The 25,537-nt window shown below is 42.0% G+C and carries 30 protein-coding genes; 5 read left to right on the top strand and 25 right to left on the bottom strand.

Annotated features, from left to right (window positions below; genetic code table 11):
• The first annotated feature begins 75 nt into the window (after positions 1 to 75).
• Complete coding sequence (locus AR334_RS23340) at positions 76 to 1,203, top strand: histidine kinase N-terminal domain-containing protein (protein WP_066319065.1); 1,128 nt, start codon at positions 76 to 78, stop codon at positions 1,201 to 1,203.
• Between the two features lie 182 nt (positions 1,204 to 1,385).
• On the opposite strand, the gene AR334_RS30790 is transcribed toward AR334_RS23340, so the two are convergent.
• From AR334_RS30790 to AR334_RS23325, 3 genes are all read right to left on the bottom strand, one after another.
• Entirely contained in the window at positions 1,386 to 1,676 is a 291-nt protein-coding gene (locus AR334_RS30790; protein WP_066319058.1) for a hypothetical protein, read from the bottom strand.
• 83 nt (positions 1,677 to 1,759) lie between these two features.
• Positions 1,760 to 2,974 carry an MFS transporter gene (locus AR334_RS23330; protein ID WP_066319055.1) on the bottom strand — a complete coding sequence of 405 codons (1,215 nt, stop codon included), beginning with the start codon at positions 2,972 to 2,974 and terminating at the stop codon, positions 1,760 to 1,762.
• A 213-nt stretch (positions 2,975 to 3,187) separates the two neighbouring features.
• Entirely contained in the window at positions 3,188 to 3,766 is a 579-nt protein-coding gene (locus AR334_RS23325; RefSeq protein ID WP_066319047.1) for a metalloregulator ArsR/SmtB family transcription factor, read from the bottom strand.
• A 372-nt stretch (positions 3,767 to 4,138) separates the two neighbouring features.
• Here AR334_RS23325 and AR334_RS23320 point away from each other — a divergent pair, with 372 nt between their 5' ends.
• A complete protein-coding gene (locus tag AR334_RS23320; RefSeq protein WP_066319038.1) occupies positions 4,139 to 4,909 on the top strand; it encodes a TatD family hydrolase in 771 nt (256 codons plus the stop codon).
• 69 nt (positions 4,910 to 4,978) lie between these two features.
• Here the strand turns inward: AR334_RS23320 and AR334_RS23315 are convergent, their stop codons facing one another.
• Entirely contained in the window at positions 4,979 to 5,347 is a 369-nt protein-coding gene (locus AR334_RS23315; protein ID WP_066319033.1) for a glyoxalase/bleomycin resistance/extradiol dioxygenase family protein, read from the bottom strand.
• 132 nt (positions 5,348 to 5,479) lie between these two features.
• Between AR334_RS23315 and AR334_RS29675 the strand changes: the two genes are divergently transcribed.
• Positions 5,480 to 5,638 (top strand): hypothetical protein, encoded by a 159-nt coding sequence (locus tag AR334_RS29675; protein ID WP_172799286.1) that lies wholly within the window; start codon positions 5,480 to 5,482, stop codon positions 5,636 to 5,638.
• A 51-nt stretch (positions 5,639 to 5,689) separates the two neighbouring features.
• On the opposite strand, the gene AR334_RS23310 is transcribed toward AR334_RS29675, so the two are convergent.
• The 3 genes from AR334_RS23310 to AR334_RS23300 all read right to left on the bottom strand — a co-directional run bounded on the left by AR334_RS23310 (position 5,690) and on the right by AR334_RS23300 (position 9,249).
• A complete protein-coding gene (locus tag AR334_RS23310) occupies positions 5,690 to 6,037 on the bottom strand; it encodes a hypothetical protein (RefSeq protein ID WP_066319027.1) in 348 nt (115 codons plus the stop codon).
• Between the two features lie 277 nt (positions 6,038 to 6,314).
• Positions 6,315 to 7,577 (bottom strand): group II intron reverse transcriptase/maturase, encoded by a 1,263-nt coding sequence (ltrA, locus tag AR334_RS23305; protein ID WP_066319016.1) that lies wholly within the window; start codon positions 7,575 to 7,577, stop codon positions 6,315 to 6,317.
• Between the two features lie 592 nt (positions 7,578 to 8,169).
• Positions 8,170 to 9,249 carry a PrsW family intramembrane metalloprotease gene (locus AR334_RS23300; protein ID WP_066319013.1) on the bottom strand — a complete coding sequence of 360 codons (1,080 nt, stop codon included), beginning with the start codon at positions 9,247 to 9,249 and terminating at the stop codon, positions 8,170 to 8,172.
• Between the two features lie 182 nt (positions 9,250 to 9,431).
• Between AR334_RS23300 and AR334_RS23295 the strand changes: the two genes are divergently transcribed.
• Complete coding sequence (locus AR334_RS23295) at positions 9,432 to 10,040, top strand: hypothetical protein (RefSeq protein ID WP_066319010.1); 609 nt, start codon at positions 9,432 to 9,434, stop codon at positions 10,038 to 10,040.
• Between the two features lie 70 nt (positions 10,041 to 10,110).
• Here AR334_RS23295 and AR334_RS23290 read toward each other — a convergent pair whose 3' ends face one another.
• The 8 genes from AR334_RS23290 to AR334_RS23255 all read right to left on the bottom strand — a co-directional run bounded on the left by AR334_RS23290 (position 10,111) and on the right by AR334_RS23255 (position 18,082).
• A complete protein-coding gene (locus AR334_RS23290; RefSeq protein ID WP_066319008.1) occupies positions 10,111 to 10,524 on the bottom strand; it encodes a DUF3147 family protein in 414 nt (137 codons plus the stop codon).
• Positions 10,525 to 10,539: 15 nt separating this feature from the next.
• On the bottom strand, positions 10,540 to 10,899 hold the full coding sequence (locus tag AR334_RS23285; protein ID WP_066318999.1) for a DUF3147 family protein: 360 nt from the start codon (positions 10,897 to 10,899) through the stop codon (positions 10,540 to 10,542).
• A 185-nt stretch (positions 10,900 to 11,084) separates the two neighbouring features.
• A complete protein-coding gene (locus AR334_RS23280; protein ID WP_066318996.1) occupies positions 11,085 to 11,951 on the bottom strand; it encodes an MBL fold metallo-hydrolase in 867 nt (288 codons plus the stop codon).
• A 227-nt stretch (positions 11,952 to 12,178) separates the two neighbouring features.
• On the bottom strand, positions 12,179 to 13,081 hold the full coding sequence (locus AR334_RS23275) for a phosphotransferase enzyme family protein (protein WP_066318995.1): 903 nt from the start codon (positions 13,079 to 13,081) through the stop codon (positions 12,179 to 12,181).
• Between the two features lie 15 nt (positions 13,082 to 13,096).
• The gene (locus AR334_RS23270; RefSeq protein ID WP_066318991.1) at positions 13,097 to 13,600 is read right to left on the bottom strand and encodes a GNAT family N-acetyltransferase; all 504 of its coding nucleotides are present in this window, start codon (positions 13,598 to 13,600) and stop codon (positions 13,097 to 13,099) included.
• A 12-nt stretch (positions 13,601 to 13,612) separates the two neighbouring features.
• Positions 13,613 to 15,724 carry an ATP-dependent helicase gene (locus AR334_RS23265; protein ID WP_066318985.1) on the bottom strand — a complete coding sequence of 704 codons (2,112 nt, stop codon included), beginning with the start codon at positions 15,722 to 15,724 and terminating at the stop codon, positions 13,613 to 13,615.
• A gap of 116 nt (positions 15,725 to 15,840) precedes the next feature.
• Positions 15,841 to 16,962: a DUF6688 family protein gene (locus AR334_RS23260; RefSeq protein WP_253701350.1), complete on the bottom strand. Its 1,122-nt coding sequence runs from the start codon at positions 16,960 to 16,962 to the stop codon at positions 15,841 to 15,843.
• 127 nt (positions 16,963 to 17,089) lie between these two features.
• Complete coding sequence (locus AR334_RS23255; protein ID WP_066318976.1) at positions 17,090 to 18,082, bottom strand: acryloyl-CoA reductase; 993 nt, start codon at positions 18,080 to 18,082, stop codon at positions 17,090 to 17,092.
• A 121-nt stretch (positions 18,083 to 18,203) separates the two neighbouring features.
• On the opposite strand from AR334_RS23255, the gene AR334_RS23250 reads away from it, so the two are divergent.
• Positions 18,204 to 18,668 carry a low molecular weight protein-tyrosine-phosphatase gene (locus AR334_RS23250; protein ID WP_066318970.1) on the top strand — a complete coding sequence of 155 codons (465 nt, stop codon included), beginning with the start codon at positions 18,204 to 18,206 and terminating at the stop codon, positions 18,666 to 18,668.
• Positions 18,669 to 18,721: 53 nt separating this feature from the next.
• Here the strand turns inward: AR334_RS23250 and AR334_RS23245 are convergent, their stop codons facing one another.
• From AR334_RS23245 to AR334_RS23205, 10 genes are all read right to left on the bottom strand, one after another.
• Entirely contained in the window at positions 18,722 to 18,964 is a 243-nt protein-coding gene (locus AR334_RS23245; protein ID WP_066318962.1) for a hypothetical protein, read from the bottom strand.
• Positions 18,965 to 19,192: 228 nt separating this feature from the next.
• Positions 19,193 to 19,639, bottom strand: coding sequence for an ASCH domain-containing protein (locus tag AR334_RS23240; RefSeq protein ID WP_066318960.1), 447 nt, complete (start codon positions 19,637 to 19,639; stop codon positions 19,193 to 19,195).
• A gap of 55 nt (positions 19,640 to 19,694) precedes the next feature.
• Positions 19,695 to 20,000: a hypothetical protein gene (locus tag AR334_RS23235; RefSeq protein ID WP_066318958.1), complete on the bottom strand. Its 306-nt coding sequence runs from the start codon at positions 19,998 to 20,000 to the stop codon at positions 19,695 to 19,697.
• Positions 20,001 to 20,379: 379 nt separating this feature from the next.
• Complete coding sequence (locus tag AR334_RS23230) at positions 20,380 to 20,928, bottom strand: hypothetical protein (protein WP_066318947.1); 549 nt, start codon at positions 20,926 to 20,928, stop codon at positions 20,380 to 20,382.
• 15 nt (positions 20,929 to 20,943) lie between these two features.
• On the bottom strand, positions 20,944 to 22,308 hold the full coding sequence (locus AR334_RS23225; RefSeq protein WP_066318942.1) for a M20/M25/M40 family metallo-hydrolase: 1,365 nt from the start codon (positions 22,306 to 22,308) through the stop codon (positions 20,944 to 20,946).
• 70 nt (positions 22,309 to 22,378) lie between these two features.
• Positions 22,379 to 23,395, bottom strand: a complete 1,017-nt coding sequence (locus AR334_RS23220) for a lipopolysaccharide assembly protein LapB (RefSeq protein WP_066318939.1) — start codon at positions 23,393 to 23,395, stop codon at positions 22,379 to 22,381.
• A 19-nt stretch (positions 23,396 to 23,414) separates the two neighbouring features.
• Positions 23,415 to 23,963 (bottom strand): short-chain dehydrogenase, encoded by a 549-nt coding sequence (locus AR334_RS23215; RefSeq protein WP_066318936.1) that lies wholly within the window; start codon positions 23,961 to 23,963, stop codon positions 23,415 to 23,417.
• 537 nt (positions 23,964 to 24,500) lie between these two features.
• On the bottom strand, positions 24,501 to 24,806 hold the full coding sequence (locus AR334_RS23210) for an MTH1187 family thiamine-binding protein (RefSeq protein WP_066318932.1): 306 nt from the start codon (positions 24,804 to 24,806) through the stop codon (positions 24,501 to 24,503).
• Positions 24,807 to 24,859: 53 nt separating this feature from the next.
• Positions 24,860 to 24,994 carry a hypothetical protein gene (locus AR334_RS30685; protein WP_301337177.1) on the bottom strand — a complete coding sequence of 45 codons (135 nt, stop codon included), beginning with the start codon at positions 24,992 to 24,994 and terminating at the stop codon, positions 24,860 to 24,862.
• A 28-nt stretch (positions 24,995 to 25,022) separates the two neighbouring features.
• The gene (locus AR334_RS23205; protein WP_253701349.1) at positions 25,023 to 25,457 is read right to left on the bottom strand and encodes a DUF892 family protein; all 435 of its coding nucleotides are present in this window, start codon (positions 25,455 to 25,457) and stop codon (positions 25,023 to 25,025) included.
• Between the last annotated feature and the right edge of the window lie 80 nt (positions 25,458 to 25,537).

The following is a 25,537-nucleotide window of genomic DNA, read 5'->3' as shown; positions in this document are numbered from 1 at the left end:
ATTCCCAATTTTTTATATATATTTTGAAAACTTTATGTTATATTCTCTTTATAAAAGCGGAAAGTAGGCTTGTTGATGGAAATAAACGTAGATATAGGAAATGAAAAAATAGGCCGGTATCTCAAGGAGAATCAAGATAGATTTTTAGATTTTTGGGAAGAGCAAATCATCGTACACTATGAAAAAGATAATAAAGAACTGATACGCCGCAATGGTTTCTTAATGTACCAAATTATTACCAATTCCATTTCGGAGGAGTTTTCGGAATACGAAGTTAAATTACTGGCACACAAAGTGGCCCAGGAGCGGGCCGATGCCAATGTCAATATCGGTGAATTTGTTTATAATGTGAACTTGGGAAGAAGCATTATAATTAAATATATAAACCTCTCCGGATTATCGGCGGAAGAGTTGCAGCCAATCATTGAAATAATAAATAACCAGTTTGATATATTCTGCTATTATGCGGTGACCAAGTATACCGAGATCATCAATGAGAGACTGCGAGAAAGGAATTTATTTATTTCCCAAACCCATAAGGACAGATTGTCCATTCTTGGCCAAATGTCCTCAAGCTTTGTTCATGAGTTTCGCAATCCGCTAACATCTGTCATGGGATTTATCAAACTATTAAACCACGATTATCCTAACCTGCCCTATTTGGATGTCATTTCAAAAGAACTGGAACAGCTAAAGTTCAGAATTACTCAGTTCCTTCATACATCAAAAATGAACATACTGGCCGAAAGCACCAATGAAGATATTACCATCCATTTATTAATCGATGAAGTCCTAGATTTCTTATATCCAAGCATTGTCGATGGCAATATTCAAGTCACCTCAAGCATTGATGATGATATTAAAATTTACGGCGACCGCATTGAGTTAAAACAAGTGTTTCTAAACTTGTTAATGAATGCCATTGACGCTGTTTGCGAAGAAGAGAACCCAAGAAAAATTACAATCTATTCAAAGATTGAAAATCATCAAACTCATATTTGCATTTCTAATAATGGCCCAACCATATACCCTGAAACCGTTAAAATTATTTTCGAACCATTTTTTACAACTAAGAAACTAGGAACTGGAATCGGCTTGTTCGTCTGTAAAAATATTGTAGAAAAAAATAACGGTGAAATTAGTTGTGTGTCAAAGGATCATTTAACAACCTTTAAAATTAGCTTCCCTAATAATACGAAATAAATCTTCCTATCTGTTGTAGGATTATCTTTATAATTGCATGCATTTGTAGCAGCAATAAGGAAGATAGTCTTTTTTATTGGGTTTTTTATGTTTGCGTTCATTTTACTAAAATAACCTTTTCGTCCCAAATGGCATAAGCTATGGTAACCCAAATATGAAAAGAGGTGAAAACTTGATGAATTTTACAAACTATAATCCAAGAACTCACCATCATGGCGGTGGTCATGGACACCATCATGGCGGACATGGTCAGCATCATGGCGGGCATGGAAATCAGCATGGTGGACACGGGCATCAGCATGGTGGATTTGGAAATATTCATGGTGGCGGATTCCCAGGGTTAGGGTTTGCAGCAGGAGCGCTGACGGGATTGGCCCTTGGAGCAGCAGCGCCGGGGCTTTACCCAGTTTCTGCGCCGTATCCTGCACCGTATCCTTCCCCATATCCGGCACAATATCCTTACAATTCCCCATATCCTTACTAGGCTCCTTTAGTAAAACAAGGCAGGCGACGTCCCTGCCTTATTTTAATCTGAACCAGAGAACCGGCATATGCTTTAAGCTGTTTCCTTTTCCCGAATTCGTCGGGTTGATTGGATGGCTATCAGAAAGATGGCAATGAGCATATAGCCAATTCCACCAAGTAATCCGAGAGAGCGTGGTGTGAGATAATCAAGCGCGAGCCCTGATAAGAGCATGGAAACACCCAATAACGGGTTAGTGACCGCTTCCAATAAACCAAACATGGTTCCTTGGTGTTCCTCAGGGATTTCCTTCATCAAAACAGTGTCAAAACAGGCATTGCCTATCCCAGACATAAGGGCGGCTCCGCAAAAAAGGAAAAATGCTGCTGTCACGAGCCCAGTTTGGCTAATGACCACGTGGAAGGTGCCCTCAAGCAGGAGGCAAACCAGTCCGATTCCAAGGATATTTTTTCGCAGTCGATTCACGACAACAAAGCTTAGCGCCAAGCCAATCCCCAGTGCTCCATAAAACAGCCCGACTCCAACGTCCCCCAAGTTATACTCCTTCACGGCATAGACACTGATAAGAACATTATCAATACCGTTCAAGGAAGATGCCACAATCGAGCAAAACAGGAGAATTTGCACCGGAATAGACATCAAGATGACCTTCTTAAAGGTAGATAACAGCTTTTCTTTATGGATGTCTATTGCTTCTTTTTGAGATGCTTGTTTTTGCGGGAACGTAATCGTCGAAATAATCCCAGCAGCCCCCAAAAACGATACCGCATTGATCCAAAATGTCCATCCTGCCCCGAACAGGTAAGCCACGATACCACCAGAAAAAGCCCCTACGATTAACACAATTCCAATTAACACCTGTTCCAGACTATTCACTTTTAATAGATGTTCTTTATTTACTAACTGCGGAATCGCCGATTTTCGGACTGGCCCATAGATGGCCTCCCCTGCAGCCAGCATAAACGTGCTCACGTAGACAATCCAGAGATCGTCGTTGCTATGGACGAATAAAAAGGATAAGGCAAATAAGATTCGGACGAGGTCGGTAGCGACCATAATTGTTTTTTTCGAAAAGCGATCTGCCAGTCTCCCACCAATCGGCGCAAAAATGACAAACGGCAGCAGCCGAAGCGCCAGTGTCACCCCAACCGCAAGCCCCGAACCGGTTAATTGCAACAGCATTGCCAGGACGGCAACCGAACTAAAACGATCCCCAACCCCGTTTACGACTCCGGCGAGAAATAATCGTCGGTAATTTTTTTCCTGTTTTATAAAAGAAATGCTCATCCCTTCTACCTACTTTCGCATTCATCTAATTTAATGCTTATCTAATTAGTTTTGTAAAAAAATTTATCCCACATTAACGGGCAGTAAGACCCCCACCTCAATACTTAGACAAATCGAAGAAGTATTGGTGGGGACAACTGCTCGTAAATGTCCGAAATAATGAACGAACAATCAGTGGGGGATGGAAAAAACCCCCACTGATGAAGTTTCACTTTATTTAAACCACCACAGCTCGACCGGGTTTAGTTCGTATTGGTTATTTTCCCGGTACATAAATTGGCACATGATCAATTCGCGGCGCAATGTCGCATAGTCCTCGTGAAACTGCTTTAAATATTCATTAATCTCTTTTTCAGAATAAACTCTTCCTAGTTCAAGTCCTTTGAGCATATGCTCAAGCACAACCAGCTTTTTCTTTCTTTGCGCCGGATAGTTTTTCAGTTTCCCTTCTTTTGTGAAGAAGTTTTTAATGATGGACTCCCGTTCCTCTGCTGTCACAGCCATTTCCATCTCTTCTCCTCCCCCACTTCCTATGTTTAAAATTGACTTTGCACCCATCTCTAACGCTTTTGTGTTAAGCGAAAAATAGATGGTGTTTTTATCGCGCCGTTCTTTAATAAGTCCCACTTCTCTTAGTTTAGCGATATGGTGGGTAATCGTTGGCGGCTTCAGTCCCAGTTTCCCGGCAATTGCCTGACCGTGCAGCGGACCTTGCTTCAAGAGACCGATAATGCGAATACGGTTCAGATCGCCAAGCGCTTTATGAAATTCAACCATTTTGTTTAATTGCATGTTTGGAATTCACCTACTTTAATGGTTATCTAATTAGATAATATTCAAATTTGATATTGTTTGCAAGTGGAAAATGATAATTTTTTTCCAAAAAGATTGGTGATGGACATTTTTGGGGCTCGATCACCTGGGTTTGTCCTTCATCGGCATTATGAAAGACAATTTCTGATCGTGGCTACTCAGTTTTGTCCTTCATCAGCACTATGAAATACAATTTTACACTCCGACCACTGGTTTTTGTCCTCCTCAGCCTGTTGAAAGACATTTTCAAACTCTGGCCGCTTAATTTCGTCTTTCATTAATTTTTACGTCCAGAATTGCCTGACTTCGGATTCCCAATTAGAGTAGAATATCGTTAGGGAGTGAGAAAAGATGAAAATGATTGATTCCCATATTCATTTAGACAAATATAAAGATCTGGAAATCACAGATATTTTGGCTGAAGTGGACTGGCTTGAGGCATTGCTCTCGGTTTCCACCGACCATCAATCTTGTAGACGAAATCTGGAATTATCCCGTAAATATCAAAGGGTAAAGCCTGCATTCGGGTTTCACCCGGAGCAAAGCCTGCCAACTGAAATCGAGCTAAACAAGCTGCTAGAATGGATCACCAAATATCGAACTGAAATGATTGCTGTAGGGGAAGTAGGTTTGCCCTACTATATGAGAATGGACCAAAAGGTATCCAAAGCCCAATACAGTCAATATATTGACCTTCTTGAAATGTTTATAAAATTGGCAAGGCAATGGGACAAATCCATTGTCCTGCATGCCGTTTATGATGATGCCCCGATTGCTTGTGATCTTTTGGAAAGGCATTCAATCAAAAATGCCCATTTCCACTGGTTTAAAGGCGATAACAAAACGATGGAGAGGATGATCAGAAATGGTTATTCTATTTCCGTTACACCAGAAATTGTCTATAAAGAAAAAATTCAAAGGCTGGTCGAGGCTTACCCATTGGAGTTAATGATGGTAGAAACAGACGGCCCATGGCCATTTGAGGGTCCTTTTTCCGGAAGTATGACTCATCCGAAAATGATGAAAGAATCAATCCTTGCGATTGCAAAAATAAAAAACTTGCCAGAAACAGAAGTTGCGGAACGGATTTTAGAACACACGATGACATTTTACAGGATATAAAGAAAACTCACCTATCTTGGTGAGTTTCCTTTATAAGCCTAATACTTTCATTTTATAAATATACTCGATTTAAGCCTGAGTAATGCGAATATAATACCCGTTTGGATCGAGCACTCTAAAGTCTTTCGATCCCCAAGCCTGTTCAGATAAAGGCGCTTCAACCGGATAGCCCGACTCTACTATTTCATTATACTTTTTCTCAATATCGGGAACCTCAATTACGATTTCGACACCGATCCCTAACCGCTCCAAGTCCCTCGCTTTCAGGGGGTGGGTATCAGGCAAAAAATCGAACGGCCCAATCCCAATCTGAACTGTATCATTACTTAGAGCAGCATATGTATCATTCATCCTGTTTAATTTAAGCCCAATGATTTCTTGATAAAATTGTACTGTTTTTTCTAGCTCATTTGTGAAAAGTTCCATCCGTAAATGCATTTTTATTCTCCCCTTTGACCCTTTTGATATATTTATTTTAATTAATCCAAGTAAATCCGTATTGAACGAAAGGACTGAAATTTCCTACAACTTTAGATGTACACACTGGGTTTTGAACTGGGTTCCGCCGGGATGATCACGATTTTTGCAGAAGCGATCTATCAATTTTCTAACTTATTTAGCAATAAAGATGATGTTGAGAAACAAATTGAAAGCCAAATGCGCAAGTATAAAATGAAAAAAATCAATGAAAATGAATACCTATTGTATTTGCGCCAGATTGATTATTAAATCTTTAAAGATATAAATGAAGCAGAGGAATTCCCATCCCTCTGCTTTCATTCACCAAACCGCAATTTGATTTTCAATTCTTAGCATGGCTGCCTCAAAGCCATTACTGTCTTCCTTTTTCAAGGAAACCTCTATCCTGTCTTCATTTTCAAGTGTAATAGTTATTTTGTCCCCTTTCAAAATCTCAAACCTTCTCACTTGAAGGTTAATAAACGCGCACAATGCATCCCGGTATCCAGGGGTGTCAATATTAAAATATGTACCATTTGCAATGGCGACCGGCAGTGAATATGTGGTTAATGTCCCGTTGTTTTCTTCCCCTTCAAAATAAAATTGGATATAGTCTCTAATGAATATAACCGAACAAACCTCTGCGTGTTCTAAGGTTTCAATGAGCATGATTTCCACCTCCGATTTTTAAATTATTGGTTTTAAAAAGTAAGGAATGATCTTCCGTAAATGATGAAAAAGTGAAGTTAACAATTCGAGGTATTAATAAAATTTCATCTGCCAAAATCAGGCTATTTAAGTTTAAGGATACCACTTTCAGAAGATATTTGAATAGGTAATTTTTGAAAGGATTTTGTCAGTTTCAATTGAGATAGGGGGAGGCGATTAACCTCCATTTATCCCTCTCACACCACCGTACGTACGGTTCCGTATACGGCGGTTCCAATTATGTCGAACGCTGTAGGTCATATCTTGCAGAAATACTTTTTAATCCTAGGGAGAGCCAATAGGCTTTCCCTAATGTTTTGTGAAGGATTGGACTTTTGGATACTCTCCAATAAGCCTTTCTAGTATTTCCCCATTCGTATGCTTTTCCTTTCGGAACACCTAGTTCAATAAGTTTCTTGACCTTTGTCCGGGGAAGTTTCCATTCCTTCCATCGAATCATTCTTAACCTTCGGTTAAGCCATCCTTCGAGTTTTGTAATTACTGAACGAGTATCAGCTAAATGGTAATAATTAACCCATCCCACTAAATATTCGTTAAGGTCATGAATCCTATCTTCCATGGCAATTGACCTGAGTCTGCTTGTAAGCTTCCTTATTTTATCTTTAAACCGTTTAATTGATTGAGAAGATATCCTCACCTTAGGTTTTAGATTACTTGTGAAACTGAACCCAAGAAATTTCCTTTTCCAGGGGCGGTCTACGGCACTTTTATCCCTGTTAACCTTCAGTTTAAGCTTTCCCTCGATAAAATGAGTCATCGCCTTCATAACCCTTTCACCAGCTCTTTTAGACTTCACATAGATATTACAATCATCGGCGTAACGAACAAAACGATGTCCTCTACGCTCCAATTCTTTATCCAGTTCGTCCAAAACAATATTCGAAAGCAGGGGACTTAAAGGTCCACCTTGCGGTGTTCCCTCAAGATTCGGACTGACAAGTCCGCCTTCCATAACACCAGAGGTTAAAAATCGTCTGATTAGTCTTAGGAGAGTTTTATCATTAATCCTCCCAGCTAATTTACTCATTAATCTATCATGATTAACCTTGTCAAAGAACTTCTCAAGGTCAATGTCGACTACCCATCGATAGCCTTCTTCTATATAGCTTTGGGCTAATTTTACAGCCTGATGTGCTCGCCTGTTAGGGCGAAAGCCAAAGCTACAATCGGAGAAGCCTGGGTCGTACATCTTGGTAAGCATCTGGGTAATTGCCTGTTGAATGAAACGGTCTGTCACGGTTGGGATTCCCAGTTTCCTCTTCCCTTTGCCGTCTGGTTTCGGGATTTCGACTCGACGGACGGGGGATGGGATATAGGTTCCCTCGAAGAGGGATTTTCGCAGTTCGCTCCAGTTGAGCATAATATGTCCACGAAGAGCAGTGACGGGCATATCGTCCACTCCATGTTTTCCCTTATTCTTTTCCACTCTCTTTATTGCGTTAAGTAGGTTCTCCCGTGACAAGATTCGTTCCATTAACATTGATATAACCTCCACCGTAAATAGGTGTTCTGATTGTGTCCTTTCCAATTCTCCACCCTGCTTATCGCCCCCCGTGGATTCACCATTTCTTACGATAAACAGGAACCTTGTTTTCTGTTTCATTGAATGGAAAGATACGCCTAGTTCCTATTTTCCATAACCGGTTCAGCCCTTCCTTATCCCCTTAAGTGAATAAGTACTATGGCTTCTGCTGACGCCTGTCGTTCAACCTATCCTCACGGATAGGCTTACCGCATGAGTACGGCATACCGACAGGTTCTCCCCGGGTAAGAGTACAGACTTTCCTTCCATGTCTCCGCCTCATTTACTCTGTAACACCTTCGGCAGTAAGGGCTTTATCTTGTATGGCAGATTCACCCAGTGTTACCTAGCCTTATATGAGATTCGTGTCCCTCGGAGCGGAAGTTTGCCGCCGACTTCCTTCAGATATGAGAGTCACCCCTCATACCCTTGTCTTAAGCTACAGCTACTACTGCCTTCACTGTTCGGGACTTGCACCCTAGAGCCTGCACCCATGCCGGGCACACCATAAAAAAATGGCGTGTACAATAACACGCCATTTTCTCCTTTATTATTGAGGCGGATTAATCGCTAGCTGGTCTTTCTTTTTGCTGATTTCCTTTAAGCCTTGGCGAATCATCCAGATGGCAATCACCCAGGAAGCGACCATTAAAATAATTTGCCCATACGGTGCCATGCCTGGGATCGGTACGTCCCATAATGCATGCATCGCCACGACAAGAATAAAGGTTAAAAGAAATCTTGGTTTTAGCAACAAGGACAAGTTAAACCCATCGTTCCCCTGTACCTTGCAGAAAGCTGCTCCTGTCAAAGCGGCCCAGGCGACGTGCCCGCCAGGAGCCAAAAAGCTCCGCCAGAGAATCGTAAAATAGAGGCTCTCGAAACTTCCTGTCAGCAGACTTCTTAACGCATAACCGGCCGTTTCAAAGGCAGCGAAGCCTGCGCCGACTGCTGCACCTACCAAAAGACCATTGAGGATATACTTGTATTTGCGGTTGCGGACAAAATAGATGACAACGGCCGTCTTGGCAAGTTCCTCAATAATTCCAATTGTAATGGGATTGATATTATTCCTTAGGATATTAAAAAACACAAGCGCCACCAACATCGAGAGGATTCCCCCGATTAACACAATATAAACAATTTGATAAAAAGCAATATTTTGCGGCGCATTCATTTCCCAAAAGAACGTGAGCGTTGTAAGCGGAACGGCAAACGCCCCAATGATAATAAGTCCGGGGATAAAATTAAAATTATGGAACATGCTCACCCCCACATGCATACCTGTAAAAGCAATTAACCCAATCAGAAATATCCTGGCAAACAGCCATGGTTTTGGCCATGTTTCCGTCACTTCTTCTATTTTTGGTGTGGTAATGGCCGTGCCCACAATAAAAAGCCGTTCTGCCTCCAGCATGCTATGGTTGCGGAACACCCTAGAAAAGATATTTCTCATTTTTGGCTCTACCGAACGTTCAAACCTTGGAACCATGTCCACGTAAGTAGCAAACTCATAAAATAAACTGCTGGGATCCTGCTGACCGTTTTCGGCTTTAGAAAAAATACTGCCGCAGCTTATACAGAACTTGACCCCTTCCGGATTGGTGTAAACACATTGCGGACATTTCATTTGGCAACCCCCTGTGATAAAACCTGTTAAATATCATTATTTCCTTTCCTACAAGGGAACATCCAAAAAGAAGGGATTAATAGGGGTAAGTATATATTTAAAAAGAAATGCGATATATTTACAGATAGTTTAGAATATAATTAATATTGGGATAAAATCAACCTATGCAAGGGGTAATTATAATGAAGGGGCAGCTAAACGATGAAGCGGTACAAGTAACGGGTTCAAAACGATGGCCAACACTCGCCAGAAATTTTGGAATTTCTTTTATGGCAGCCATTTTGACAGGGATTATTTTTGGACTATTGTTGAGATTGGTTATGGGAATCATTGCGTATTTCTTCCCACACATGGCGAGCGGATTTTCCTTTTCGGGAACGTTCATTATACTTGTCGTCGGGATTGCCGGTACATTAGCCAACAGTATCGTTTATACACTTGTTTTTCAATCATCAAGCAAGAGCTGGGTCCGTAAGGGATTTTATTATGGTGTCGTGAGCTTGATCATTTACGGAATCCCTTTATTTTTGTCCAATCCTAACAATGAATTATTTGGTCCGCAAGCTCCACTAGGTATCGGACTATTTTCTGGATTATTTTTTGCCGGTGCATTCTTACTAGCCTTCTTCATTGAGCTCGTTACCAATTGGATTGACCGATCAAAGCGCAGGGTGAAACTTGCTTATGTAAGTTTTGCTATTCTGGTCATTCCTGCAGCCGTCATCCTGGTGAATATTTTTCTCGAGATATTTTATGAAATGCTACCAAAAATTATCGACAACTTCTCATAATTGGAAATAGCATTAGCATGAAAAAGTGCCAGAACCCTAATAAGGGCGTCTGGCATTTTACTTATTTCAATTATTTATGGTCTCTTAACCTCGACTCGGCCAATACCATCTTGCCGTTGAAGGGCTTTATTTTAATAAGGGCGATTCGCTCTTTCAGCGATGACACCAATACCGAACTGATTAACCAGAAAAACAATCCGACTAGCATGCTTAAACCCCAGTTATGGCTCCATTTTAGGACCATATATACGGTTGCTGCGCAAATAATCCCGCCAATCATCCCGTAAACCGAACCGTTGGCAATTTTCGCCGCATTCTTTGTACCTGATTTAATCCCAGTCATGAGCACGGCGGTAATCATCACGGCCGGAAATGCCGCGAAGATGCCTCCAAGAATTTCCCATGGTGAAACGACAATGATTAAATAGCTGGCCATTACCGCGGCCCCGCCTAATAGAAAACGTAACAGCAAATCTTTATTCATGATGAACAACCTTTCTTAATAGGAAGTAATCGCTACAACAACCATTGAGACGACAAACCAGCACCCAAGCACTTGCATGAGCCCCTTTTTCAAACCAAATTTATTTAAAAGGAAGCCGGCGAAAATTGCGACGAGAATATTGATTCCCATTCCGACCATTGCTCCTTTTGAGAGGGCAATGGATTGAGAAACAAGATCCTCGCCCTTAAGGTCGATTCCAGCGGTTAATAACGCGGCTAAAAATACTGCTGGAAAGGCGGCAAAGATCCCGCCAGCCTTCTCCCCTAATCTTCTTGCCACAATTGTGGAAGCCACGACTGCCGCTCCGCCTAAAACAAACCGAATCAGTAACGCGCTAATTGAAAGTTCCCCCATTTTGACCACCTTTTTTTGCATTTCTAGTTGCTTGTCCATTTTATGTTTGTGAATATTTTCACAATATCAGTTTACATATTCATTGTACTCCTTTTTTCCCGCAGAACCTGTGAACATTTGATTAACATTTTTGAAGCGCTGTCAAAACAAAAGGCATCCTCCATCATTTTGGAAGATGCCAGATTTTATTGGGCTGATGCCTCATACCCATTCACAAAATTCTCAATCGTCTCCAGTTCCTCTTCGTTTAATTCTCGGTTAAGCGTCTTTTCATAATCCGACTTGATTTGAGCTTGATCGCCTTTGTGCTTTTCCGTATAATGGGCCAAATTCTTTAACAATTGCATCTCTTTGGTAAACTCTTCCTTCGATAATAATTCCTGCCCATGGGAATGGATATAAGTTTCTGCATCAAATTTCTCCAGTTGGGCAACAAGTCTTGCCGCACGTTTGGGGGTATAGTTTTGTTTGGGTGAAAAGATGTCCGGGTAGATGCAGTCGCCCAAAAATAAGATTTTTTCTTCCTTTATATAAATCACAACCGAATCTGGTGCATGGTCCCCGCCGACATGTTTCAATACACAAGTGACCCCGCCAAGATCGATTTCGAGTTCGTCTTCAAACGTGATGGTTGGCAGCGTGATGCGAATATCTCTTTTGTCGCCATACTCTGCCTTTATGCAGTTGGCGCAAAATTCGATTTCCGTGCCTGCCTTCACCCTCTCCGCCAATGCTTCGTCTGTCCAGGAATAAGGAATCAGCTTTTTCATTTCCTTTTGTGTTTCTTTCGACGAAATCGACACTGCCCCTTTTAACGCGGAAAGTCCGAAAATATGATCCCAATGCCAATGGGTCAATGCCACCATGTCCGGTCCCGGTACATTTTGGTCTTGGAGCATTTTTATAAAAAGCTCTGCGTGGGCTTCTGAATTTGCAGCATCAATCATTAACGTCTTATCCTTGCCTACTACCATTCCTATAATTGGCCGATCTGTCACGGAGACAGGTGTCATGTACCAAAATGAAGTTCCTAATTTTTTTATCGTTTGCATTATATCGTTCCTTTCTTAATTTGGAATAGTTCTTGCGGACATTTCCCTTTGATTTGCCTTCCGTTTTGTCTGCAGAAACCATTCTTGCGGACATTTCTCTTCGGTTTGCCATCCGTTTTGTCCGCAGAAACCAATCTTGCGGACATTCCCCTTCGGTTTGCCATCAGTTTTGTCCGAAGTTGCCTAGTCTACGGACAATTCATCTTGGTTATTCAACGTTTTTGTCCTTATAAGACAAACACGGAAAAATCGACAATCCCAGCATATGGTGTTTCTTTCTCAATTTTCTTTTCCAAATCGTGCAAGGTGAACTTCTGCCAATCCTCCAAGCTAACCAAATCCCATTTTCGCAAAAATAAAGCATATAGAAAAATCTCCCGCAGCTTTAAGAACAGCGATATTTGCTCCACAGTGTCAGGATGAAGCAAATTTTCCTCCTGATACCCTTTAAAGAATGAACTCAAGAAGCTCTCACAAAACTCTTCAGCATCACCATTGAAAGAGTCATGCTGCCAATATGCATGGTAGAAGCAAACCGCCAAATCCTGAGCATACCAATTATAGGAGCATTCGTCAAAGTCAATGACGGTTAAAGTACCTTCCTCATTCACAATCAGGTTGCCCTGGTGAAAGTCATTATGAATGAGCCCGAACGTGTCCCATTTAATTTGGTATGGAGCCAGACGTTGCATCCATATTTCGTATTTTTCCTGCAACCAAGGACTCAAATTTTTTCTTATTTGAAAAACGTCCTGATTCACAGGTGTCCATCTAGGCCGATTAACATCCTGCAGCTCACACTCCTTGGATAAGGAATGCATCCGACCCAAGATTCTGCCCATTTGCTTGAACATTTCGGCATTCCAGTGTGCGACGTTAGTAACATCCAATGATACACCGCTAATATATTCAAAAGTAGTTTTAACCCTCCCTGCCTCGATATCAATACTCATATCAGGCCAAGGTACACGAACACCTTCATCATATAAGAATTTCATCCATTGAAGTTCCGCCATAACCATTTCCTTTGTTTTCACAGGTTCCGAAATTCTTACTACCCTATTGATCTCCTCGTCATAAAAAACCTCGTTGTGAAATCCGCCGTTCAATCTTATTCGATTTTCTCTCATCTATTTTAACCCCAATTAATTTTTTAAATAAAAGTAAACCAAGTGATCCTGCAGCTCTTCGGCCCTGTTAAACTCCAGCCTTTTCATTAAATTTATCGATTTTTCATTATCCGGTTCAACCGTTGCATCAATCATAGTTAATCCCATTTGCGTAAAACCAAACGAAATGACTTCGCGGATGGCTTCAGTCATAAAACCTTTGCCCCAATACTGTTTCGACAAATCGAAGCCAATCTCAGCGATGTAATCCCGATCATTTTTTCGCAAATAATGAAAACCGATCGTTCCAACAAACTGCTCCTTATAAAAAATACCCCATCTGCAGCCGGAATCGTCAATATGGTATTGAATGATTTCCTCCGCTTCTTTAAGATCCTTGCAAGGCTCAATATCCATAAATCGGGTCACTTCAGGGTCTGAAAAATGTGCCATTACCTTTTCGGCATCGTCGAGCTTCAAGAGGTTCAGCTGCAATCTTTCCGTTTCAAGCTCCGGATATACAAAAGTTTTATTCGTCATGCCAACACCTCTTCACTTTTTCCGGTAATCGTGGGGTTTGTTTTTTCCACGATGTTGATTTTGTTGCTGCAACGACCGCTCAATCTCCATCGCCAAACTGCTCATCGTTGGTTTCCAGCCCTTGTCAGCTTCGCTCACTTCCCTTACGATTGGCCCCGAATGCCGACGAACCTTCTGCTTAACCACGGTAGTGCTTCTTTTTTCAGAGGCTTGTTTAGTCGGGGAAAGGATCCTCCGAACGGCACCCACAAATTGCGATGCCTCCACCCCACTGCCGAACCGGTCCCGATATGAAATCAATTCCAAATGGAGTTTGGCCCTTGTCATGCCTACATAGAACAAGCGGACCGCTTCTTCAAGCATGGCTGGATTCCCTTCATCAAATTGACTGACATCATCATGCGAAGGAATAATCCCCTGAATCAGGTCAATCATATAGACTCGCTTAAACTCCAAGCCCTTGGAACTGTGAAAAGTAGACAGGGTCACCACGTTTTGGCCCTTATTATTTTTAGCAGCGTTCATTGCACTCTCGAGATGCTTCAGCCTAGCGGCAAACTGATCGATTGAGACAATCGGCTCGGCGATCAGCTCTAAAGTGAAAAGAATGCCCAACAAATGGTCATCGTTGAACCCCAATTCCTCGGACATTTTGAGAAGCGTGTCTTCATAGCCCAACCCATAGCGGATGGTTCGGAGCGCATGCAGCGGTGCTTCTCCTCTCATCTCTTGAAAAATTTGCTTTGTTTCGCGGATTTTCCCTAGCTGATAGTCTTTCAGATTCGGAAGCTGCAACAGAATATCAAACACGGAGTCCTTGCTAAAACTTTGATTAAGGGCAGCAACCTGCTCCTTTGTTAGATAAAGGGGCAAACGTTTATAAATCTCCATGAAAACGGATAATTTATTCTCATTGAACGACAAGCGCATAAAATTTAAAATATCTTTGACAACCCAATGAGAAAAGAAGCGAAGATTATGGTCCTTGATATAAAACGGAATGCCGGCCCCGTCCAATTCATTGATAACGATAATTGCAGATGAATTGTTCCGGAATAAAACGGCCGCTTCCCTATAGTCCTCAAGTTGTTTCAGTGCTTGAACCAAATATTTGGCCTGATCACGATAGTCGGCTAAGGTTTTGATGACAACCGGCTTGTGCGGCGGATTTTCCGTGAACATGTTTTTCTCATAGCGGTACTTGTTTTGCTTAATAAATTGATTGGCCACTTCGACAATATCTTTTGAAGAGCGATAGTTTTGCCCCATTTTTAAGATGACACCATCAGGATAGACCTTCTGGAAGTCCAGCAAATATTGCGGGTCGGCCCCGCGCCAGCCATAGATGCTTTGGTCATCATCCGCAACCACGTATAAATTCCGGTGGGGCAGTACCAATTTTTCGATAATCAAATGCTGCACCTTGGATGTGTCTTGACTCTCATCAGTCAGGATGTAATCGAATTGCTGCTGATATTTCCCAAGCAGGGTTGGGTCTTTATCTAAGGCATGGTTGGCAATCGTCAGCATATCATCATAATCCACCAGCAGTTTACCAGGAGCGGTTTTCTTATATTGCTCATATTGTTGAAGGATTTGTTTGGCGTTCGAGATATCGCAGGATACCTTTCCCCAATCCTCCACGGGAACTAATTTGTTTTTTATTAGTGTAATGTATGTAGAAAGCTCCTCCAATTGATCTTCGGTGATTTTGTCGTCATGTATTTTTTGAAAAATATCCTTTAGAATCGATTTCTTTTCAAATTCAGCAATAACTTGATGGGGAAATTTTTTTCTCGTTAAGTAGTCAGTGGAAATCTTGTTTGCCAAGCTGTGAATCGTAGAGAAATCAACGGACTGACCAGTTTGCCCTGGGAAAAATCGGGCGAACCGCTCCCTCATTTCCTCAGCAGCCGCCTTACTGAAGGTGACCGCTTTTATCCGTGAAGGTCGTATCCCCTTCTCTTCGATTAAATAGCCAATTCGCATAATCGTAGTGGTCGTTTTCCCCGAACCGGGGGAAGCCAGCAGCAACAACGGCCCATGGGTGTGCAGCACAGCCTGCTTTTGCACCTCATTTAACGACACCCCGATGTCCCGTTTCTTCTTCTCAAAAAAATCCATGCCGAAACTCCCTCAAAAATTTGATAGTCCTATTATACAAAAATTATCTGTCATTTTCCTTTTAAAAGAAAAAAAGTGCCAGGCACCCCAATTCTCAGGATGACATCCGGCACTTTTCACTTTCTCAGTTCACTATATTGAATATGAATCCTATTTTCTGGTTTGTGGTCGACGGTATACAAAACGATAAGGAAGAACCATTCTAACGGTTTCATTAATAGATAGACAATATCTGCGGACCATTTGGATTGAATATGCCTGCTGAGCGGATAGCCATACCTGTCATAAAAGCCGCGAATCGCCCTATGAAGGTTGGGGGTATATTGCTCCAGAATGTTTTCAAAGGCATTGGCAATCAATAACTGGCGATTAACGGCTATTCGCGAACCTCTTCTGATTCCGGCTCTAATTGGCTTAACAAGTTTTTTGTGTCCCCTCGCTGAAACGGTACACAAATAATGGCCGTCCCCCGAAACCATAATCGGTTCCGGCGCTAGGATCCGAGAATAATGAAACGAGCTTGTTTCAAAAAACACACGGATAAAACTGTCAGGACGCTGCCCAAACAGAACGAGAAGCAATTGGATTACGATGAGGACTGGAAAAAGCATAATCCCCCATACCCTGGACATTTTTTGATAGCTTGAACTGATCCGGTATAGAAAAAGCAAAATAGGATGATTATATTGAACCTCTGCTACCAGCTGATGTTCCAGAAAATCATTAAGGGATTCTTTTAACCGGGCAATATATAGAAATAGTAAAGAAGCGAAACTGACTTGCAGGAGCGGAACGGAAAATTCCTCACCATCATGTGTCATAATGGTATGAGTGAGATAGGCTACTGCAAAGAGAATGTTCCCAATTAGCACCGTGCTACAAAGCGTAAAGACAATCGGTGAAAGCACTCCTGGGTGGGAGCCAATCAGCCAAAAGCTAAACATGCCCAATATCAACAAGAGAACAACTGAGAAAATATGCTCGTTTGCCAGTGAGGCATAGCCATTTGCTTTTGCACCGGTCATTTCAAAAATATGAATCGGCTCACCTGCCTCCAGGCCCATCGAATTAATAAACAGTCCAATCATAACTAAACCAATAATTGCTGCTGAGTAAAAGGCATCAATGACTCTTGACTTAATCGAGTCTTTCTTTCGTGAAATGAAACTCTGGATCATTCTGATAAATGCATACATTGGAACGGAAATAAACAGAAGTGCCATTAGGAAAACAACCACATGTATTAACTCCTTCTTATACATCGTAATTCTTTGTATATATAAAATAATAATACATAGAGATTCTATGTACAAGTCTTTTCGAAAAAAAGACACCATCCAATCAATGAATGGTGTCGCACACTTATTATAATTTTACAATGGTTCTGCCGGTAGCCTCGCCTTTTAGAAGCGTTGGGAGAACGGATGGAAGCTGCTCAAGTGTAACTTCTTGTTGCAACAGGTTCTCCATATCACGTGGTTTAAAGTCTGTTGCCAGCCTGCCCCAAATTTTTAACCGAGTCTCCATCGGGCAATAGACAGAGTCAATGCCAAGTAAATTGACACCTCTTAGAATGAATGGAAAAACAGTGGTTGGCACCTTTACTCCAGCCGTTAAACCGCTCGCGGCGACCGACCCGCCGTAATTAATTTGGCTTAGGAGCGATGCGAGTGGTTCGCCGCCAACGGGATCGACAGCAGCAGCCCAGTTTTGTTTACCAAGCGCTCTTATTTTTCCATCATAGATTTCTTCACGTGAAACGACTGACTGTGCTCCAAGTTGGTTCAAGAATTCATGCTGGGACGCCTTCCCTGTGCTTGCGACAACTTGATAACCAAGTTTAGCGAGAATGGCAACTGCAAAACTTCCGACACCGCCTGTAGCACCGGTAACCAGTACTTCCCCCTTATCAGGAGTAACTCCATTTTCCTCTAGGCGTTGAATCGACAAGGCCGCGGTAAATCCTGCAGTGCCAATAATCATAGCCTCTTTCAGGGTAAGGCCTTCTGGAAGCGGCACGACCCACTTTGCAGGAATTCGAGCATACTCACTATACCCGCCGAAATGGGAAACCCCAATTTCATAACTGGTGGCAATGACCTCATCCCCTTCTTTAAACCGGGGATCTTCCGATGAAACTACAACCCCTGCGAAGTCAATCCCAGGGATCATTGGGTAGGACTTTACAACATTGCCCTCGGGAATCGAAGCCAGACTGTCCTTATAATTCACACTTGAATACTGAACTCTGATCAACACTTCCCCCTCAGGTAGATCACTTAGTGTCAGTTCTTGCAGTTTAACCGTGAAATCATTTTCTTGCTTATTGACTACCAATGCTTTAAAGGCTTCCGACATTTTTCTGCTCCTTCCAATTAGAATTTTGGCTATAACCCCTTTGGCTTTACTATTTTGCATTTTTCACCGATGATAATAATAGCTTAACTTTTCCATGTTACTTTTTAAAGGAGTTTGAACTATGATTAATGTTTTATTTGTCTGCCTTGGGAACATCTGCCGCTCACCTATGGCTGAGGCTGTGTTCCGTGACTTGGTGAAAAAGGAAAACCTGTCCGACAAAATTGCCGTAGACTCTGCGGCCACCAGTTCCTGGCACATCGGCTCCCCACCACACAAAGGGACGCTGGGAATCTTAAAAAAATACGACATTTCGGCGGAAGGACTTGTCGGCCGGCAATTGAAGAAAGAGGATTTTGATAAGTTCGATTATATCGTGGGTATGGATGTGAGCAACACGAAAAATATTGCAGAAATCGTTGGGCATCCTGAACATTCAAAAATTCTCCGCCTTCTCGATTTAACAGACCATAAAAAGGATGTGCCGGATCCTTACTATACCGGAGATTTTGATGAAACCTATGACCTTGTAACAGCAGGCTGTAAGGCATTGCTTGGGAAAATTCGCGTGGAGCATAAGTTATGAAAAATGAGCCGGGCAGCCATCAGAAATCAATGATGGCGCCTGGCTCATTTTGGTTAAGAGTATCTAATCCCTGCAGGCTTGATATTGTTTATATCTCCTGAACCACATGGTGTCACAGCATAGGTCATCTCACATTTTGGGCAGTTCATAATGACGGTTTCCAGCGTAAAACGCTCCCCGCACTCACAATCAATTTCATGCGCCACAGCCGGTGGAAAATGTTCCTTCCCCTTACTTTTCACATGATCCACAACCGCTTGCCCATCTAACAAATTTGACGAACATCCACAACTCATTTATATACCCTCCAAGCGAAAATAATTTTTGTACAACTAGCGTAGCACATTAATCGGAGGGCAAACGCTCTTAAAAGGGAACAGATTGTGAATTTTTCACTTGGTGTCAGGCACCATTCGATGGCTTGTCACTGTGGAAAGATGAGTTATGGTGTCAGGCACCATTTGATGACTTAGCACCGTGTAAAAGTTGATAATGGTGCCAGACGCCATACGGGGCTTCCGTCATTATCGGTAGACCTCTTTAAATTGTTCAAATACAACTGGCATATCCCAGGTGAACTCTTTGTTAAGTTGATTACAGATTTGTTCGTAGTATCTGATGTGCCCTTCCCGCCAGGAATCCAAATTTTCGTCTTCTCCTTCTAACCGGGCAATTTCAAAGGTAACGTCTTTAAACGGAATAATTTGGACCGAGGTTGTCTCTATCACACACTGCGGCTCACCATCCCAATTTGTGATGATGCTCAAGTCTCCCACTTTCGGCATCGGTTCCTCGCCAGACTCATAGCTGTACATCGAAGAGGCTGTTGCTTGTTTTTTCCCCTGCAGCACCAAATCGGCCAGTTCATTCGCCAGTTTTTCAGTTAGTTCAAAGTGCCAATATGTATAGTTTTGATCGGGAGTGTTTGTTTCTACTAGAAACTTGGCCCAATAAGATTCTATTTGATTCATTCTTACTAATCCTCCTCCCAAAAATTAACCTTAGTTTACATAACATTATTATCTATTAAAGCCATTCTTCCGGAACTGAGCTGTTATCGGCGATCGCATAAGCCGCGTTCGTAATTGCTTCTGCTAGCGTTTCGCCAGTTTCGCAAACATCATTAAAGCAAGCTTCGGAAACCCCAACCGTTTTATAGGTAAAGCCCAGTTCTTTTAATTTCTCTACGATTAGGTTGGCATGATCAAGGTTGTGTTCGGGTTGAAACTCTGAAACATGTATGAATTTGTTATTTTCATAATCATACCAGCGATCCCATCTATTTAATTTCCATCCAAATATCCTGCGTGCAATTACTTCAATTTTGTCCATTGGCTCCTGACTCCTCATCACATAATATTTTCTATTTTATCACGTCTATAGTTTTATGAGCTTAGGTCCATAACAAAAAATTATTGGCGCAGTTAGATGGTGGTTTTTCTTGCCGGACTACGCAAATAAACTTTATTGGCGTAGTCGCCCGTTGATTTTTCGCCTTTTACTACTCCTATAACCCTTATAGGCGTAGTCATACGCCAATTTCACCCCTTCTACTACTCCTATAACCTTTATAAGCGTAGTCATACGCTAATTTCCCTACTTCTACTACTCCTATAAACCCTATTGGCGCAGCGTCCCCTTGTTTTTAATGCCTCCACTGCGCCAATAAACCTTTTAATGTGGAAAAGGCTGGATTTTTTCCACTAGTATTCTATTTTTCAAATATACTCGGTTGATCCAGTCGGCCCGTTGCCTCCTGTCTACTGCTCCAAACGTTGTATTCGCGTAAATACACCGGAACACATACTTCCACATCAACCCTATAGTTTTCAAGAATGGGCAATTGCTTCGCTATGGTTGAGCCATTGAAAATTGAAAGGGTGATTTTATTCGAGAATTCAATTTCTCGAGTTCTGACACGCATCATTTCCAATCTTTTCTGGGAAGCCTCCTCAAATAGCTCTGCCATTCGCGGAACCTCACCATTGAAAAATTGCTTTGCCAACCCGATGAGAATTTCATCTTTTTCGATATAAATACCAATCATCATTAGGGCGTCCTCCAGCATATGCTCAATCGTGGGAATCCATTGGGCAAGCCGCTGGTCCCCGCCTCCTAAATGGCGGTGACTAATATTTTCCTCTATCATTGTCCAGCGGGCCACGCCATTTTCTGATAAATACATATAATATTCTGGGTTCATTCCACCATCGTATGGATGTGCCTTTCCAACCAATATTTGTGCCGTCATTGTCGCCATTTTCAATTCCTCCTCCTATCTAACTTGCATCATTTCGATTTGCCTAAGTGTCCTCTGCAAATTCCTCGCATCACACATTACTCCCTGAATCAACCTCATCGTTTTATAGCAAGCTTCGACATTCAAAGACTCAGATTCTGTATGTTCATTCATGTACCCGGCAGACAGATTCACGCTTTGAATGCCGTGCGCTGCCCAGATTCTAGTGTCGCTGCTGCCGCCTGCTGTCATCTTCCAGCCATCTAGCCCCTTCCTTTCAGCCGCTTTTTCAAAAAGTAATCCGTAACTTTCATGGCAAAAGGACTCATACCCGCCGCAGGATGTGACGATATCACCTGTACCCCTACGGTCAACTACAATTGCCGCATCCACACCCCACAAAAAGGTCCCATCGACGCTGCGTGCACCAATTAGTCCGCTTTCCTCCTCCACAGTAAAAATAAATTTTACTGTTCCGTTGAAGGAGCCCGGCTCCTGCAACCGCTGTGCCAATTCCAACAAAACTGCCACCCCGGCCCGGTCATCAGCCCCTAAAATGCCGTAGTCACTGGACCAAATCGCTCCATTTTTTATAATCGACCTGCCTTCTACAATTCGGTCAACGGTATCCAAGTGGGCATTTAAGAGAATAGTAGGCCCAACACCGGTTCCAACCTTCTTTTGCGCCAAAATATTACCTGCCCCATCAACCGACTTAAAATCTACGAGTTGCTCCAGCTCCGCCAAGACAAATTGACGGATCCTTTCCTCGTTTCCACTCTCCCCAGGGATGGATAAAAGCCGCTCAACCCTGTTGAAAAAAAGCTGCTCCCTAATGAATTCTGCACCTCGGTCCAGCCAAGCTTTTTCAATATGAGAGAGCTTTTCGGCAACATCCAGCAATTGCGGTCTAGAGATGCACAGCCGGATGTCACGATTGTTTCTTGTAAAAATCCTTGGTACACCTGCGGCCAGTAACAGCTCAGTGACTTTATCAGTATTAACTTCTCGGATAAAGCCTAACAGCGCATTCCCTCTTCCATGCCCGTCGCAGCTGATATTTGTATAAAAACCAAGCCGATTCAACTGGCGGACGATGCCGGAAATATACGTATCCAACTCTTTTACTTTCGGTTGGTCAACACCAGGGCGAAACCATAAATCCCCGCCGCGTCCTCTATATTTGTAATCGACACAGCCCAACCAACGTTCCTCCGAAACCACCCGACTGGCAATGGACAACACCCCTCTATCATAGGTAAAGGAGGCCGGAAGTTTTTCCAAACTCTCCAACAAAAACGAAACATTTTCCTCTGTTTCTTTTAAACAATCAAACACATTCGGGCGAGTCTCCTCAACGATAAATCCTTGTCGTACAAATAATTGGTTCCAACTTTTCATGTGACCATCTCCTTAGCTTTGATGGTCTTAGTATATAAAAATGGCGATGACACCCCTGTCATCGCCCTGTTCATGCATATTCGATTTCATCGTCGACCCTGTACATTATTTTATAAGGATAGGCTCCATTATAATAATAGGCTGTTTCATTATTGTAACGTTTGTTTTGAATGATAGGCGGAAAACCATACTCCCGCAATTTATTTCTGAATCTGTTCACGTTTTGAACGTACGAATTTTCTTCAATATCACTAGTAAAAGATGCTCGTGTGGCAGGCCGCTCTTCTGAACTTTTTAAAAGAAAATGCCTTATCATTATACCTTGATTATAGGAAAGTGTGATCATCTTTTCCTCAAAAACCATAAGAATATCCCTGTCATTAAAATATAACAATAATGTATCTAAAGGAGGCCGATCGACCAGATTTTCACAATCCGCCTTCGAGCACGTTGTTTTGCTGGTCTCATCCACCAAATAAAAAGCATGCCGCTGCAGATATTGTTCATTTATCAAGATATTCTCAATCAACGGCGAAAATTCCTGCTTTGGAACATCACTCAAATCAGGCAATTGCTTCATGTTTTCATAAGCTTGATTGGCAACCCGCAACGCACTGTTGGTTAAATACAAATGGGCATTCAATTGCTGCTGTCCGTTCAATTTATAGTTATGGTTAGGATAGTATTTGTCGTTTTCCAACGCCTTCTGGAAAAATTGAATGGCTTCGGCATATTCCCTGTTTTTGTACGATAAGAACCCAAGCCGGTAAGGCGCAATCGGATTGGTCCGGTCATACCTTAACACATTATTTAAACAGCTGGCGGCAAGATGGTCATCCTTTTGATATTCCGTTTTCAAATAAGTCCCGTAATGGATCAGATAAAACACAAGTTTCCTTTTCACATATTCCAATATATCCTCGTATTCCTTGTTCCGCTGGCGAATAAGCAGTTCAAGCTTTCGAACCATTTCTTTGTATATGTCGATTTTCATAGAGTAGTTGGCAAAACCGCTTTCGGCCTCTTGGTCACTTAGTTCCGCTTCCATTTCCTCTAATTCTTCCAGAGTTTTATCTCTAAGGCTCATTTCGGATTCCTCCCTCTTCCTACCATGGTCTTTTACTGTCCGGCTCCAAAACGCCTACCACATGATACTGCTTATCTCTCTTTATGGCCTCGATGACACCGTTTGAAATCTCCTCATGTGTTAGCCATCTTGATGTTTCACCATCCAACTTAAATCCAAGCTGAACTTGTCGATACCGGCAATTCTCGGTCAATTTTAACCCTGCCCTAATCTCCTCAGGATTTGCGCGGCTTCCAAGAGCATGAAATAATAAGCAAGGTTTATGATTGGCCACCTCTCGTGCAATTGTTTCCATTACATTTTTAAAAGGAGAATGAATCCAGGCAACGACCAATTCCAGTGGGCCATTCTTGTCTACAATAAATCTGATTTGTTCACTAAAAAGATCTCCCTGGCGGTAGTCAACCGATAACGGCGTGATGCAGGTCGAATCCTGGACCCGGCTTCTAAGCTGTGCCATTCGTTCTTCGCTTCTCCCAATCACTGATACATGGTAGCCTTCTTTTACCAACCACAAGGGCACGGCAGTTAACATTCCAGTTCCGCCAATTACTAAAGCATGTTTCATAATACGCACTCTCTTTCATTCACTAACTACTTATCTATTATTCTTGAAAAATTGCGAAAATCCTTTTCTTGTTTGTGTTTACATAATATTTTTATAAAATAAAAAAGCCCTTAATGGGTTCTCGTTTGAATTACAAAAAGTGAAAAAAAGATGGAGTAGGTATGGGATTTCGAAAGCGGAGAATTTCCGGCTATTCTACATTTTGGAGGCTAAAGAAGCAGAAATAAGCGGAAAATTTCCGGTTAACCGCTTTTAATTTGATAAAATCCAATGATTTGTATGATATAAGCGGAAAAACTCCCCTTATTTTTAGGGCAATATCAATATTTCCCAATATAAACGGAATTTCTCCGTTTATTTTTCAAACACAGGAAAATCCACATTCAGTTATAACAGCCATAATGATAGTTGGCCTTAAATATTGATCCAATAAAAAATAGGGTGAGAAATCAGCAATTTCGCACCCTATTTGCATTGCGGTTTACTGTTTTGCACCTTTAAGAGAACCAGATAACATCACATGAAGAGCTTTCCTATTTACGATAATTTCGCCTGTACCGACTGCAGCTTTCGCTCCATCGTATTTTCCTTGTCACGGCGGTCATCAATCCGAAGATTCGTACAGACTCTCTGCAATCCCTTCTGAAATGGAACTTCGTGAACTTCCTGGACAATCTGCAACAATAACTTCAGATCCCCTTCGATTAACGTACTCATCGGCGTTAGCTGATAGTTAACCCTACCTTCGTATTGTTGAAGGACTTTATGTACTTCCGCGACATAATCGCTAACGCTGGGAGTTCCCGTTCCGACCGGAATCACCGTAATATCAATAATAGCCATGCTAAAACCTCCGATTAAAAAAACTTTTTCCTACATTAGCATAGCATGTTTTATTAGATTTTTTCATTATCTTTAAAATCGGATGAATCATTGTAATCATAGCGGAATCCATCTTTTTGAGCAGGGACATTCTTGTTGTTTTCTTGCTTGTTCTGTTTATGGTTTGGTTGATTTTTATTCGAATTCATGCTCAAATCCTCCTAATTTTTGCATTTTTTAATGTAATAGTTGGCGTAGTTCTTCAGCGTGCCTGCGGCTTGTATCGATCACTTCCTCAGCCAGCCTTCTGCTTTCCGGGTCGAGGTCTCCTCTTACCAGCTCTTCTGAATATTCAACTCCATATTGGGCCATTCCCTTTAACGCGTCTTCAATAATCTCTGGCGTTTCATCAGAGAGCATCATCTTATGCATGTAGCTGTGCATTTTACCGGTAATACCCTCACTGTCGGCTGGCACCCCGTTTAAATTTTGGATACGCTCAGCGAGTTTTTGTGCATTCTGCTTCGCCTCCTGCTGCATCGTTTGAAACTTCTCCTTTAATTCAGGTTCATCTAACTTCTGAATATGATGTTCCAGAGCATGAATTCCCATATAGGTGCCTCGAAGCAAAGTGTTCAATTCTTCTATTACAACGTCTTCGTTTCTCATCATCCTCACATCCTCCAAGTTTATTATGAGGATTATTCACAAAAATATCCTACAGCTAGTATTTGTATCAAAAAAAATGCCAG

It is taken from the genome of Bacillus sp. FJAT-29814, assembly GCF_001510715.1.
Classification (GTDB): Bacteria; Bacillota; Bacilli; order Bacillales; family Cytobacillaceae; genus Neobacillus.
Note: the sequence above shows the minus strand (reverse complement) of the source record. Positions and strands in the feature narration are given on the sequence as shown.